This is a genomic window from Pseudomonas sp. GW822-FHT03F04, assembly GCF_058801405.1.
Genome location: NZ_JBXANF010000009.1, coordinates 169,302 through 182,201, shown reverse-complemented (window position 1 = coordinate 182,201; position 12,900 = coordinate 169,302). Strand labels below are relative to the sequence as shown.

13 protein-coding genes are annotated in these 12,900 nt (G+C 61.2%); 7 read left to right on the top strand and 6 right to left on the bottom strand.

Translation table 11 applies throughout. The annotated features are described in order from the left end of the window. Positions 1 to 149: 149 nt before the first annotated feature. Positions 150 to 1,388: an MFS transporter gene (locus AC1RMX_RS21865; RefSeq protein WP_102621116.1), complete on the top strand. Its 1,239-nt coding sequence runs from the start codon at positions 150 to 152 to the stop codon at positions 1,386 to 1,388. Positions 1,389 to 1,393: 5 nt separating this feature from the next. Here AC1RMX_RS21865 and AC1RMX_RS21860 read toward each other — a convergent pair whose 3' ends face one another. Continuing rightward, positions 1,394 to 1,945: a DJ-1 family glyoxalase III gene (locus AC1RMX_RS21860; RefSeq protein ID WP_493072995.1), complete on the bottom strand. Its 552-nt coding sequence runs from the start codon at positions 1,943 to 1,945 to the stop codon at positions 1,394 to 1,396. 67 nt (positions 1,946 to 2,012) lie between these two features. Then, the gene (locus tag AC1RMX_RS21855) at positions 2,013 to 2,462 is read right to left on the bottom strand and encodes a DUF4879 domain-containing protein (protein ID WP_273541294.1); all 450 of its coding nucleotides are present in this window, start codon (positions 2,460 to 2,462) and stop codon (positions 2,013 to 2,015) included. Positions 2,463 to 2,682: 220 nt separating this feature from the next. Here AC1RMX_RS21855 and AC1RMX_RS21850 point away from each other — a divergent pair, with 220 nt between their 5' ends. After that, entirely contained in the window at positions 2,683 to 3,978 is a 1,296-nt protein-coding gene (locus AC1RMX_RS21850) for an NCS2 family permease (protein WP_096820834.1), read from the top strand. Next, entirely contained in the window at positions 3,975 to 5,054 is a 1,080-nt protein-coding gene (trmA, locus tag AC1RMX_RS21845; RefSeq protein WP_493072994.1) for a tRNA (uridine(54)-C5)-methyltransferase TrmA, read from the top strand. Before AC1RMX_RS21850 ends, trmA begins: the two co-directional genes overlap by 4 nt. Before the next feature lie 55 nt (positions 5,055 to 5,109). Here the strand turns inward: trmA and AC1RMX_RS21840 are convergent, their stop codons facing one another. Both AC1RMX_RS21840 and AC1RMX_RS21835 read right to left on the bottom strand, forming a co-directional pair. Then, complete coding sequence (locus AC1RMX_RS21840; RefSeq protein ID WP_493072993.1) at positions 5,110 to 5,556, bottom strand: hypothetical protein; 447 nt, start codon at positions 5,554 to 5,556, stop codon at positions 5,110 to 5,112. Beyond that, entirely contained in the window at positions 5,553 to 5,981 is a 429-nt protein-coding gene (locus AC1RMX_RS21835) for a DUF4160 domain-containing protein (protein WP_273541113.1), read from the bottom strand. Before AC1RMX_RS21835 ends, AC1RMX_RS21840 begins: the two co-directional genes overlap by 4 nt. Positions 5,982 to 6,185: 204 nt before the next feature. Here AC1RMX_RS21835 and AC1RMX_RS21830 point away from each other — a divergent pair, with 204 nt between their 5' ends. From AC1RMX_RS21830 to AC1RMX_RS21820, 3 genes are all read left to right on the top strand, one after another. Further along, on the top strand, positions 6,186 to 7,097 hold the full coding sequence (locus AC1RMX_RS21830) for a LysR family transcriptional regulator (protein ID WP_493072991.1): 912 nt from the start codon (positions 6,186 to 6,188) through the stop codon (positions 7,095 to 7,097). Positions 7,098 to 7,238: 141 nt separating this feature from the next. Further along, positions 7,239 to 7,679: a type II 3-dehydroquinate dehydratase gene (aroQ, locus tag AC1RMX_RS21825; protein ID WP_011336043.1), complete on the top strand. Its 441-nt coding sequence runs from the start codon at positions 7,239 to 7,241 to the stop codon at positions 7,677 to 7,679. A gap of 5 nt (positions 7,680 to 7,684) precedes the next feature. Then, positions 7,685 to 8,539, top strand: coding sequence for a shikimate dehydrogenase (locus tag AC1RMX_RS21820; RefSeq protein ID WP_096820829.1), 855 nt, complete (start codon positions 7,685 to 7,687; stop codon positions 8,537 to 8,539). Between the two features lie 33 nt (positions 8,540 to 8,572). On the opposite strand, the gene AC1RMX_RS21815 is transcribed toward AC1RMX_RS21820, so the two are convergent. Beyond that, positions 8,573 to 9,250, bottom strand: a complete 678-nt coding sequence (locus AC1RMX_RS21815; protein ID WP_096820828.1) for a TetR/AcrR family transcriptional regulator — start codon at positions 9,248 to 9,250, stop codon at positions 8,573 to 8,575. 102 nt (positions 9,251 to 9,352) lie between these two features. Then, positions 9,353 to 11,254 carry a 3-dehydroshikimate dehydratase QuiC gene (quiC, locus tag AC1RMX_RS21810; RefSeq protein WP_096820827.1) on the bottom strand — a complete coding sequence of 634 codons (1,902 nt, stop codon included), beginning with the start codon at positions 11,252 to 11,254 and terminating at the stop codon, positions 9,353 to 9,355. A 273-nt stretch (positions 11,255 to 11,527) separates the two neighbouring features. On the opposite strand from quiC, the gene AC1RMX_RS21805 reads away from it, so the two are divergent. Beyond that, on the top strand, positions 11,528 to 12,865 hold the full coding sequence (locus AC1RMX_RS21805; RefSeq protein ID WP_096820826.1) for an MFS transporter: 1,338 nt from the start codon (positions 11,528 to 11,530) through the stop codon (positions 12,863 to 12,865). Positions 12,866 to 12,900 lie beyond the last annotated feature (35 nt).

Sequence of the window (12,900 nt, the reverse complement as noted above, 5' to 3'; positions counted from 1 at the left end):
GGTAAAGCCCTGAAATACATCGATGGCCGGGTTGAGTGTCCGGGTCCCGAAAAATCGATGTCTGGCTAACTAAATTTTTTGTCATAGCAACTTCCTGTTACAGACTGGTGATAATCTCGCGGTTCCCCTCGTTCAAGACCGGCCCGCAGATGCCCAGCCAAGAGCCCTTGCTGTTACGCCACCACCGTCCCTTTCTTGCGTTCTGGTTTGCCCGGATCTTCACCGCCAGCGGTTTCCAGATGCTCACCGTGGCGATCGGCTGGAATCTCTATCAACTGACCGGCAACGTGCTCGATCTTGGCTTGGTCGGTTTGGTGGAGTTCGCCCCACGCGTGTTGTTCATGCTGCACACCGGCCACGTTGCCGACCGCTACGACCGGCGCAAGGTCGCGGCGATCTGTCAGTCATTGCAGGCCTTGATCGCCCTGGCACTGGCCATCGGCAGCGCCACCGACCATGTCACCCGGGAAATGATCTTTATCCTCGCGTTCCTGCTCGGTGCAGCACGCTCCTTCGAGATGCCGACCACCCAGGCGCTGCTGCCGAGCATCGTGCCCAGCGCACTGTTCCCACGGGCGGTCGCCGCCGCGCAGTCGGCGCAGCAATCAGCCACCATCGTCGCCCCGGCGATGGGCGGTCTGCTCTACGCCTTCGGCAGCGTGTGGGTCTATGGCCCGACGGTCATTCTGTATGTCATCGCCTGCACCTTGATGCTTAACCTGCCTGCACGGCAAACCCCGCTGAACAAAGGCAAGGCGACGCTGGACTCGTTGCTGGCGGGGATTCGTTTCATCCGCAGCCGCCCGGACATCCTCGGGGCGATCTCGCTGGACCTGTTCGCCGTACTGCTCGGCGGTGCCACGGCATTGTTGCCGGTGTTCGCCAAGGACATTCTGTTGACCGGACCGTGGGGCCTGGGGCTGCTGCGTTCGGCGCCGGCGGTCGGGGCGTTGATGATGTCGCTGTTCCTGGCGCGCTTCGCCGTCGAACGCAACGTCGGTCGGGTGATGTTCACCGCCGTCGGTGTATTCGGCGTGGCCACCATCGCCTTCGGTCTGTCGACGTCTTTCTGGTTCTCGCTCGCAGTGTTGGTGGTGCTCGGCGCGGCGGACATGATCAGCATGGTGATCCGCGCCTCGTTCGTGCAGCTGGAAACCCCGGACGAAATGCGCGGCCGGGTCAGCGCGGTGAACGGCCTGTTCATCGGCGCCTCGAACCAATTGGGCGAATTCGAATCCGGCCTCACCGCCCACTGGTTCGGCACCGTACCGGCAGTGGTGATGGGCGGGATCGGTACGCTGGTGGTGACCGGAACCTGGATCAAACTGTTCCCGACCCTGGCCAATCGCGACCGGATGCATGTGCCGGTGGAAGAGGTGAAGGCCTGACTTTCTTAGGCCAGTAACTCCCCCGCGACCTTCGATCTGGCGGCCTTGCCCGCCAGTTGCTCGACCAGCGTCAGCGCAAACGCAAGCGCGGCGCCGGAGCCTTGGGCAGTGATGCAATTGCCGTCGACCACCACCGGTTGATCAACAAACGTGCATCCGGAGAGGTTATGGCTGGTGGCGGGCAGGGAGGTCATGCGTCTTTGACGCAAAACACCGAAACTTTGCAGTGCGACCGCCGGGGATTCGGCGATGGCGGCGAACAGGCGTCCGGCGCTGGCCTGGTCCTTTAGTAATTGCTGCAGCGGCTGATGCGCCGCCAGGTGTTGTGCGCCAACAGCGCCACCGGGCAGGACGATCAGGTCAAAGGTCTGGGCCAGCACATCAATAAGCATGCCGTCGGCGGTCAGTCGCGTGCCTCGGGCACAGGTCAGCATGCGCCGGCCTTCGATGCTGGCGGCCACCACTTCGACGCCGGCGCGGCGCAGCACGTCGATCAGGGTCACGCATTGCAGATCATCGATGCCCTCGGCGAGGGTAATCAGGGCTCTAAAGGTCATGGGCGCAATCCGCTGGGTGATCTTTAAAGCGTAGTCAGCTTTGACCTGCCCTGTTCGGCGACAGCCGTTACTTGATGTAAAGCTGGGTGGACATCGTGTTGCGCGGGGCGTTGATCGATGTGTTGCTGAACGTGAAAGTGCCCTCCTGCCGGCCTGCCAGATCGAAGGTATAGAGAGAACCAACGGTTTTACTGCCGGGCGTGCACTCGGTCAGATTGCCGTTATCGAAGGCACACACCGGGCTTCGCGTGCCGTTCACTTCAAAACCGTCCAGTGCGGCCTGGGGCTGGCTCTGGCCATAGCCGATTTCCAGCACATAAACCTTGATGCCCGGCGCGCTGTGATCGCACCGGGTCTGCACCTGACCATCGGTAATGTCTTCGAGCCCGCAGGACGCCGACTGAACCTTGATGACTTTCACCTCGCTCAGCGGCGGTGCCGATGCGGCGGATGCAGCGGGTGCCCCGGTCAGCAACAGTGCGATCAACCCGCAGGCCTTCATCCAATGCTTGTTCATGCGATCCATTCCCGAAAAATCAGCGCGCAGTATGGCCGGTTTGGCCGCGACACAAAACTTCGCCGACGATCGATACCAACATCCGCCATATTCCTCACGCTGCTGGTATGATGCGCGGCTTTTTCCGGCCCACCACAATTTTCCAGGCGCTTGCGACGGTCTGTGCTTTGCTGTTGAGGTCGATACATTCACGGCGCCACGCGCGCCACGGGGAGCAGACATGCTGGAAAGGCTGTTTCAACTCAAGGCACACAACACCAACGTGCGGACCGAGATTCTGGCGGGCGTCACGACCTTCCTGGCCATGGCCTACATTCTGTTCGTCAACCCGAGCATCCTCGGCGAGACCGGCATGGACAAAGGCGCAGTGTTCGTCGCCACGTGCCTGGCAGCCGCCATCGGCTCCACGGTGATGGGCCTGATCGCCAACTACCCGATCGCCCTCGCGCCGGGCATGGGCCTGAACGCCTTCTTCACCTACACCGTCGTGCTGCACATGGGCCACACCTGGCAAGTGGCGTTGGGTGCAGTGTTCATCTCGGCCGTGTGCTTCTTCCTGCTGTCGATCTTCCGCATCCGTGAATGGATCATCAACAGCATCCCGCTGCCGCTGCGTTCGGCGATTGCCGCCGGTATCGGCCTGTTCCTGGCACTGATCGCCCTGCACAACGCCGGTATCGTGGTCAGTAACCAAGCGACCATGGTCGGCCTCGGTGACCTGAAACAACCGGCACCGATCCTCGCCACCCTCGGTTTCGCCCTGATCGTTGCCCTTGAAGCCCTGAAAGTGCGCGGCGCGGTGCTGATCGGCATTCTCGCGGTGACCATCGTCTCGATCGTGATGGGCTTCACCCCGTTCGGCGGCGTGACTTCGATGCCACCTTCGCTGGCCCCGACCTTCCTGCAACTGGACATCAAGGGCGCACTGGACATCGGTCTGGTCAGCGTGATTTTCGCCTTCCTGTTCGTTGACCTGTTCGACAACTCCGGCACCCTGATCGGCGTCGCCAAGCGCGCCGGCCTGATGGGCAAGGACGGCCACATGCCGAAAATGGGCCGCGCACTGATCGCCGACAGTACAGCGGCAATGGCCGGTTCGCTGCTGGGCACCTCGACCACCACCAGCTACATCGAATCCGCTGCGGGCGTGAGTGCCGGGGGCCGCACCGGCCTGACCGCCATCGTCGTCGCGATCCTGTTCCTGCTGGCGCTGTTCTTCTCGCCACTGGCCGCCAGCGTGCCGGCCTTCGCCACCGCACCGGCCCTGCTGTTCGTCGCCGTGCTGATGACTTCGGGCCTGGCGGAAATAGACTGGGACGACATCACCGTCGCCGCGCCGGTCGTGGTCACCGCCCTGGCGATGCCATTCACCTATTCCATCGCCAACGGCATCGCCTTCGGTTTCATCGCCTGGACTGCAATCAAACTGCTGTCTGGCCGCGCCCGTGAGTTGAACCCGGCGCTGGTGATCCTGTCGATTCTGTTCGTGATCAAGCTGGGTTGGTTCAACGCATGACTTTTGATTCCCAGGCCTACGCCGCACAACTCGAAGACAAGGTCACGCGCCTGCGTGACCTGCTGGCCCCGTTCGACGCACCGGAGCCAGCGGTGTTCGACTCGCCGCTGCAGAACTTCCGTCTGCGTGCCGAATTCCGCCTGTGGCGCGAGGGCGGTGAGCGGCATTACGCGATGTTCTCGCAGGATGACAAACGCACGCCGATCCTGATCGAAGAATTCCCGATCGCCAGCCTGCGCATCAACCAGTTGATGCCGCAATTGAAAGCGGCATGGCAGGCCAGCGCGGCGCTGAGCCACAAGCTGTTCCAGGTGGAGTTTCTGACCACCCTGGCCGGCGACGCGATGATTACCCTGTGCTATCACCGTCCGCTGGACGAGCACTGGCATGCGGCGGCCACCAAGCTTTCGGCGGACCTGGGCGTCAGCATCATCGGTCGCTCCAAGGGCAAGCGCGAAGTGCTTGGCCTCGATTACGTGGTCGAGAAACTCGAAGTCGGCGGTCGCACTTTCAGCTATCGCCAGCCGGAAGGCGCGTTCACCCAGCCCAACGGCACCGTGAACCAGAAGATGCTCAACTGGGCATACGAAGCACTGGGCGATCGCAGCGACGATCTGCTGGAGCTGTACTGCGGCAACGGCAACTTCACCCTGCCGCTGGCGACCCGCGTGCGCAAAGTGCTGGCCACGGAAATCAGCAAGACGTCGGTTAACGCTGCGTTGAGCAACCTGGCCGAAAACGCTGTGGATAACGTCACCCTGGTGCGTCTGTCCGCCGAAGAGCTGACCGAAGCCCTGAACGAAGTTCGCCCGTTCCGTCGCCTGCACGGCATCGATCTGAAAAGCTACGAGTTCGGCAGCGTGTTCGTCGACCCGCCACGGGCCGGCATGGACCCGGACACCTGCGAACTGACCCGTCGCTTCGACAACATCCTGTACATCTCCTGCAACCCGGAGACCCTGGCGGCCAACATCGCCCAACTGCACGACACGCACCGCATCAACCGCTGCGCGTTGTTCGACCAGTTCCCGTGGACCCACCACATGGAATCCGGAGTGCTGTTGACCCGGCGTTGATCGCCGGTGCCAGAAACAAGAAAGCCGTCCTGACCGACGGCTTTTTTGTGCCTGTTCATGGCACGGGATCGACTTTGCGCGGACGCCCGCCCTTCCTGCCGTTGGCCCGTGCCGCTTCAGCTTTTGCGGTGCTGCTCTGGCGACCATTGCGTGAAGCAATCACCGAAGCCGCCATCGCCATCAAGGGTTGGCTGGCCGAGATCATGCCGGCGATGGAAACCTGCAGGTCCTTGCGGTCGTGGCACAGCGCGGTGCCGGCAAAACCGATGTTCAATCCGGTGAAGTCTTCCGGTTCGAAATCATCGAATTCCCGGTAGAGATTCACTGGCAGCAGCACGCCGCTGTCGTCTTCAAAGTGAATCACCAGGCAAGGTTTCTGAAAGGACACCGACACGGCTTGCAGGCTGCTGCGTCGGCGCAGCCCCCCACGATCGACAGCTTCATCGAGGCGCTTTTCCGTTACCGGTCGATCAGCATGCAAACCGGCCTTTACTGTTTTCATAGTTCGATCTCCACACCTTCCTGAGCACCGACCAGGGCCAGCAAGGTTTTGTTTTCTTCTGGCTCGTAATACGCCGATCCGATTCTGAAGGTTGCATTGGTGACTTCGCGCATGACGGCCACTTCGTTCGAGTCCCCGTCCCACCATTGATTATCGAGACACGCCGTCTGCAAACGAGTCCACCAGATTCGGCGAGCCCGCCGCAGATGAACGGTTTCACGGAGCGATTGGCGCAACCCCTCAAGCACTGCAATCGGTGGCCGACGCGACAGCGGCACCACATCCCATAACTCCACGCCGTTGTGCCAGAAGCTGAATTTGAAGCGGGCACTCCATGCACCTGAATCTACGTGCGCATGGGGCGGACAATGTTCGTCTCGCAGCATGATCACCACCGACAATCCCTTGTAACTGCACACTTTCATGCTAACCCATCCGTTAGGTTAAAGAGTTTCGAAAACTGCCATTCCCTGACAATTCCGACCATCGGCATTGTTGCCTTCAATGGTCATTACGTTTTCGAGCCTAGTGCGGGATTCAGGAAAGCCCCGCGCAAAATGGTAAGCAGTTCTTTCGCAGCGGCCGCGCATTTGCTACATACGAAGACTCATTCCCCGGTGTAATCAATCATGCAGCGACACTTCGACGATCTTCAGCTAGGCAGCATCGAGTTGTTTTGCCTGGCCGCCGAGTGCGGCAGTTTCACCGGCGCGGCGCAGGCGGCTTCGGTGACGCCGGCTGCCGTGAGCCGCTCGGTGTCACGCATGGAGGAACGCCTGGGGGTGCGGCTGTTTGCGCGCACCACCCGCAGTGTGAAATTGACCGACAGCGGCCGGCGCTACTACGAAGAATGCCGTCAGGCGCTGGCGCAACTGGTCGAGGCGCAACGGGAAGTCATGGGCCAGCAGCAGGAACCGTCCGGCACCCTGCGCATCAGTATTCCTACAACCTACGCCCACCACCGGATCCTGCCGCTGCTGCCGGCGTTTCGCGCGCGCTTCCCACAGGTGAAGGTCGACATGCACATCAGCAATCGCAACATCGACTTCGTCGGCGAGGGTTACGACATGGCGATCCGCGTGCGGGCCATTCCCGACTCAGGCCTGATCGCCCGCCATCTGGAAGATGCAGCGCTGGTGATGGTTGCCAGCCCCGAATACCTCAAACGCGCCGGTACGCCGCAGACCCTCGAAGACCTCGAACAGCACGAGTGCATCCAGTACGAATTGCCCAGCAGTGGACGGCGGATCACCTGGCTGTTTTACGACGAAGACGCGCCACGGGAAATCCTCGCCGAGGGCAATTTCTGCTGCTCCGATGACGTGCTCGGAGGCGTGACCCTGGCCAGACACGGCGCCGGGCTGTTCCAGACTTATCGCTTCATTGTGGAAAAAGAACTGGCCGACGGCTCGCTGGTGGAAGTGCTCAAACCCTACAGCGGACGCTCGCGGCCATTCACCCTGCTGTACCCGCAGAATCGCCACATGCCGCTGCGCGTCAGGGCTTTCATTGATTTTCTGGTGGAGCAATTGCCGCGCTGATTCTCGCCTGTGTGCGATCACCGCACACAAAACAGGACTGTCGATGTAGAGCAATTGATTAAAGTAACCAGCTAGTACAATTTAACTCCACAGGTCGAAACCCTCGACCCAAGCCAAAAACAATAAGTGGAGTTTGCCCCCATGCCCCCTATCGTTCTGGTGCTCAACGGCCCGAACCTGAACCTGCTCGGCACCCGTGAACCGGCGACCTACGGTCACGAAACCCTGGCCGACATCTCTGCCCTGTGCGGGCGCGCCGCCGAAGAATTCGGCCTGGCCGTGGAGTTTCGCCAGACCAACCACGAAGGCGAACTGCTCGACTGGATTCACGGCGCCCGCCAGCGCTGCGCCGGCATCGTCATCAACCCGGCCGCCTGGACCCACACTTCAGTAGCGATCCGCGATGCCCTGGTCGCCAGCGAATTACCGGTGATCGAAGTCCACCTGTCCAACGTCCACGCCCGCGAGCCGTTCCGTCATCACTCGTTCGTCTCGGCCATCGCCACGGCCGTGATGTGCGGCTTCGGCAGCCACGGTTATCGCCTGGCCCTGGAACATTTCAGCCAGCGTCTGAAGGGGTGAACCGCATGATCCGCGACAAAGTCATACTGGCCGGGCTGATCGGCGCCGGCATCCAGGCGTCCCGCACCCCGGCGCTGCATGAACACGAAGGCGACGAACAGGGCCTGCGTTACCTGTACCGCTTGATCGATCTCGATCAACTGCAACTGGACAGCAACGCCCTGCCCGACCTGCTACTGGCCGCCGAACGCATGAATTACACCGGACTGAACATCACCTTCCCGTGCAAGCAGGTAATCATCCCGCTGCTCGATGAACTGTCACCCGAGGCCCGAGGCATCGGAGCGGTCAACACCGTGGTGTTGAAGGACGGCAAACGCGTCGGCCACAACACCGACTGCCTGGGGTTCGCCGAAGGATTTCGTCGCGGCCTGCCAGACGTCGCCCGCGAGCACGTCGTCCAGATGGGCGCCGGTGGCGCCGGTGCGGCGGTGGCCCACGCCTTGTTGAGCGAAGGCGTACAAAAACTGAGCATTTTTGATGTGGACATTGAGCGGGCCGAAAGCCTGGCCAACAACCTCAATCAGCATTTTGGCGCGGGCCGCGCCGTGGCCGGACATGATCTGCCGAGTGCGTTGAGTCACGCTGACGGGCTGGTGAACACCACGCCAATGGGCATGGCCAAACTACCGGGCATGCCAGTGCCGGCAGCATTGCTACGTCCAGAGTTGTGGGTGGCGGAGATCGTGTATTTCCCGCTGGAAACCGAACTGCTGCGCAACGCCCGCGCCCTGGGTTGCCGAACCCTGGATGGCGGCAACATGGCGGTGTTTCAGGCCGTGAAGGCGTTTGAACTGTTCAGCGGCGTGGCGCCGGATGCGCAGCGAATGCTGGCGCATTTTCAAAGCATGAAAGGATAAAACCGTGAGGGGGCGACGCCCCCTCGATACCGATCAGGCCTGCAGGTAACGCAGCACCGACTCGCAAATCATTTCGCGATGACGCTGCTTGATGGTTTCGTCCGGCAGGTCGATCTGAAAGATCTCACCGAACGTGTGACGGTTCGACACGCGATAGAAGCAGAACGAACTGATCAGCAGATGCACGTCCAGCGCGTCGAGCCCGGCGCGGAACACACCTTCAGCGGCACCGCGCGCCAGGATCTCGCCCAGCGAATCGAGGATCGTGTTGTTCATCGCCTTGATCGCATCGGAACGCTTCACGTATTCAGCGTTGTGGATGTTTTCGATGCAGACGATGCGCACGAAATCGACGTTGCGATCGTGGTGATCGAAGGTGAATTCCACCAGGCGCCGGATCGCTTCCACCGGCGGCAGCTCGGCCAGGTGCAGACGGCTTTCGGTGCTGCGGATATCGCCGTAGAGCTTCTCCAGCACCTCGACGTACAACTGCTCCTTGCTGCCGAAGTAGTAATAGATCATGCGCTTGGAGGTGTGGATACGCTCGGCGATCGCGTCCACGCGAGCACCGGACAGGCCCTGCTGGACGAACTCGACGATCGCTTCCTGGAGGATGTTTTCGCGGGTTTTTTCCGGGTTGTTCTTGCGACTCTTGCGCGGCTCTACCGCTGGTAAAACGGGGGCTGCGGAAAGTTCTGAAGTCATTGTCATTGCGGGCTCACGGCCATCACTGCACAGGCTGGCGATTATGGGCCGCGCGCCCCAGCGAAGGAAGCCGCGCGACCCGTGTTTAATCCCGCGTTTACGAATTTCCTACAACTTCGCCTGGCGAACAGCGCCACTGCGTGCTTTGGCCATTGCCGCCAGTCGCACCGCGACGTTGGCCGCGCCATAACCCGCGTAACCGTTCTTGCGCTGGATGATCTCGAAGAAGAAGCGCCCTTCGAACGGCTCGGTGTAGACGTGGAACAACTCGCCGCCCTGGGCATCACGGTCGTAGAGCACGTTGTAGTACGCCAGTTCGCTGAGGAACTCGTCATCGAAATCGAAACGCGCCGCGAGGTCATCATAGTAGTTGAGCGGGATATCCAGCAGCGGTACGCCCGCCTCTTTGGCACGGCTGACCTGAGCAAAGATGTCATCGCAGTCGAAGGCGATGTGATGCACCCCGGAACCGCGATAACTCGACAGCGCGTGTGAGATCGCGGTGTTGCGGTTCTCGGAAATGTTCAGCGGCAAGCGGATCGAGCTGTCGCGACTGCGCAGCGCGCGACTCTTCACCAGACCGTACGGATCCGGCAGCACCACTTCGTCGTCGGCCTCGAAATCCAGCAGGCTCTTGTAGAACAGCACCCAGCTGTCGAGGCTGTCCGCCGGCAGCGCCATGGCCATGTGATCGATGCGTTTGAGGCCGCCGCGAGCCACCGCATCCGGCAGCAGATTGAAGTCGGTGCCGTAGACATCCGCCTCTTCATCCACCAGATAAATCAGGCTGCCATCCGGCGCACGCACCGCTGCGAGTTCCAGCTCGTTGGGGCCGACCAGCCCGCGATACGGCTGACCTTTATAGGCGACGGCGCGGGCCAGCGCACTGGCGCTGTCCTTGACCCGCACGGCGGTGGCGCACAGCGACGGGCCGTGGGACTCGAAGAAACTGTGGGCGAACGAGTAAGGTTCGGAGTTGAGGATCAGGTTGATATCGCCCTGGCGCAGCAGGCTGACGCTCTTGGAGCGATGTTGCCCGGCCTTGACGAAACCCAGTCGCTCAAGCCAGTTCGACAGTTTGGCGCCGAGCGCTTCGTCGACGGCAAACTCAAGAAACTCGATGCCGTTGTAGGCGCTGGCCTTCGGCGTCTCGAAGAGGATTTCGCGGTTATCCACAGGACGGATGTCCTGCTCCAGACGCTGGCGGGTTTTCTCCTCCAGATACAGCAGCGAACGCAGACCGTCAGCCGCATTGGCCCGAGGCGGCGCGGCACGGAAGCCGTCGTTGAAGATTTCCAGCGATAGCGGCCCGGTGTAGCCGCTCTGGATGATTGGCGCGAGGAAGCCCGGCAGATCGAATTCACCCTGTCCCGGGAAGCAGCGGAAATGCCGGCTCCACTCCAGCACATCCATCGCCAGGATCGGCGCGTCGGCCATTTGCACGAAGAAAATCTTGTCGCCGGGAATCTCGGCAATCGCCCGTGGATCCCCCTTGAGCGACAAGGTGTGAAAGCTGTCGAGCAACACGCCGAGGCTTGGGTGATCGGCTTGGCGCACGATGTCCCAGACCTGTTGATAAGTATTGACGTGACGCCCCCAGGCCAGCGCTTCATAACCGATGCGCAAGCCACGGGCGCCGGCGTGTTCAGCCAGCAGGCGCAGGTCATCAATGAGGATCTGTTGATCGCCGATGCTGTCGGGGGAGGCGTTGCTGCACACCAGCACCAGGTCGGTGCCCAGTTCCTGCATCAGGTCGAACTTGCGTTCGGCCCGCTCCAGGTTGCGCTCCAGACGATCGCGGCGGCAGCCTTCGAAATCGCGGAACGGCTGGAACAGGGTGATGGCAATCCCGAGGTCGGCGCACATCTGCCGGATTTCCCGGGGACTGCCGTCGTAGTACAGAAGGTCGTTCTCGAAAATCTCCACCCCGTCGAACCCGGCGGCGGCAATGGCCTCGAGTTTTTCCGGCAGGGTTCCGCTCAAGGAAACGGTGGCAATGGATCGCTGCATGTTTCAACTCCCGGTGGAGACTTCGGCTACGAGGATTGCGCCGCTTTTATAAGGTGAGCGAATTATTGGTCCCGGTTTTTCATTGAGCAATTTAAACTGTACTACCCGGTTAGTTTTGCGTGCGATTATCGAACACAATGCCGGTTTGGCGAATTGACGATTTTTCGCCCACTGCCCAACATCCCTTTCACCTTGAGTCCGGATCTGAACCACCGGTCGCAGCGTGCACAAAAAAAGCACACCAAATAACAAATCCAAAAACGGGTGGAACACATGATTCCTTCACAGACTTCCCGCATGGCCCCGGCCATGAGCACTGCCACGGGTGGCATCGGCGACAAGATCCGCGGCGCCATGGCCGTCGGCAAGACCCGTTGGGGCATGCTGGCGCTGGTGTTTTTCGCCACCACCCTCAATTACATCGACCGTGCGGCCCTCGGCGTCATGCAGCCCATCCTCGCCAAGGAAATGAGCTGGACGGCGATGGACTACGCCAACATCAACTTCTGGTTTCAGGTCGGCTACGCCATCGGCTTCGTGCTGCAAGGACGACTGATCGACCGGGTCGGCGTAAAACGGGTGTTCTTCTGCGCCGTGCTGCTCTGGAGCCTGGCCACCGGCGCCCACGGTCTGGCGACCTCGGCAGTGGGCTTCATGGTCTGCCGGTTCATCCTCGGTCTGACCGAAGCGGCCAACTACCCGGCCTGCGTGAAAACCACGCGCCTGTGGTTCCCGGCCGGCGAACGTGCTGTCGCCACTGGCATCTTCAACGCCGGCACCAACGTCGGCGCGATGTTCACTCCGATGCTGCTGCCACTGATTCTTCATGTGTGGGGCTGGCAGGCCGCGTTCCTGTGCATGTCGGCACTGGGCGGGATCTGGTTGCTGTTCTGGGGCCTGAAGTATTTCAACCCGGAAGATCACCCGAGCGTGAAACAGTCGGAGCTGGACTACATCCAGAAAGAAGTCGAACCGGAACAGGCCCGCGTACCGTTCTCGCGAATCCTGCGCATGCGCGGCACCTGGGCCTTCGCCCTCGCCTACTCGCTGACTGCGCCGGTGTTCTGGTTCTACCTGTACTGGCTGCCGCCGTTTCTCAATCAGCAATACAACCTGGGCATCAACGTCACCCAGATGGGCATTCCGCTGATCATCATCTACGTCACCGCCGACTTCGGCAGCGTGGGCGGCGGGATTCTGTCTTCGTTCCTGATCGGTCGCGGCATGAATTCGATCAAGGCACGGCTGCTGTCGATGTTCCTGTTCGCCTGCTGCATCATCGGTGTGGTCATGGCGGCCGGTTCCGCCAACCTGTGGGTTGCGGTAGCGGCCATCTCCCTGGCCATCGGCGCGCACCAGGCCTGGACGGCGAACATCTGGAGCCTGGTGATGGACTACACGCCCAAGCACATGATGAGCACGGTGTTCGGTTTCGGCGGCATGTGCGCGGCGATCGGCGGGATGTTCATGACCCAGATCGTCGGCCACATCCTCACCGTCACCAACAACAACTACACCGTGCTGTTCACCCTGATTCCGGCGATGTACTTCATCGCGCTGACCTGGATGTACTTCATGGCACCGCGCAAAATTCCTACCGTTACCGAATAACCTTCCTGCACCGACCGGCCTGATTTCAGGCCGGT

Bases quoted from the DNA above. Each gene is read 5' to 3' on its own strand.
- AC1RMX_RS21835 (WP_273541113.1), bottom strand. From the start codon at position 5,981: ATGAAAGTGTGCAGTTACAAGGGATTGTCGGTGGTGATCATGCTGCGA.
- AC1RMX_RS21850 (WP_096820834.1), top strand. From the start codon at position 2,683: ATGCTGGAAAGGCTGTTTCAACTCAAGGCACACAACACCAACGTGCGG.
- trmA (WP_493072994.1), top strand. From the start codon at position 3,975: ATGACTTTTGATTCCCAGGCCTACGCCGCACAACTCGAAGACAAGGTC.
- AC1RMX_RS21840 (WP_493072993.1), bottom strand. From the start codon at position 5,556: ATGAAAACAGTAAAGGCCGGTTTGCATGCTGATCGACCGGTAACGGAA.
- AC1RMX_RS21865 (WP_102621116.1), top strand. From the start codon at position 150: ATGCCCAGCCAAGAGCCCTTGCTGTTACGCCACCACCGTCCCTTTCTT.
- AC1RMX_RS21815 (WP_096820828.1), bottom strand. From the start codon at position 9,250: ATGACAATGACTTCAGAACTTTCCGCAGCCCCCGTTTTACCAGCGGTA.
- AC1RMX_RS21855 (WP_273541294.1), bottom strand. From the start codon at position 2,462: ATGAACAAGCATTGGATGAAGGCCTGCGGGTTGATCGCACTGTTGCTG.
- AC1RMX_RS21805 (WP_096820826.1), top strand. From the start codon at position 11,528: ATGATTCCTTCACAGACTTCCCGCATGGCCCCGGCCATGAGCACTGCC.
- AC1RMX_RS21830 (WP_493072991.1), top strand. From the start codon at position 6,186: ATGCAGCGACACTTCGACGATCTTCAGCTAGGCAGCATCGAGTTGTTT.
- AC1RMX_RS21820 (WP_096820829.1), top strand. From the start codon at position 7,685: ATGATCCGCGACAAAGTCATACTGGCCGGGCTGATCGGCGCCGGCATC.
- aroQ (WP_011336043.1), top strand. From the start codon at position 7,239: ATGCCCCCTATCGTTCTGGTGCTCAACGGCCCGAACCTGAACCTGCTC.
- quiC (WP_096820827.1), bottom strand. From the start codon at position 11,254: ATGCAGCGATCCATTGCCACCGTTTCCTTGAGCGGAACCCTGCCGGAA.
- AC1RMX_RS21860 (WP_493072995.1), bottom strand. From the start codon at position 1,945: ATGACCTTTAGAGCCCTGATTACCCTCGCCGAGGGCATCGATGATCTG.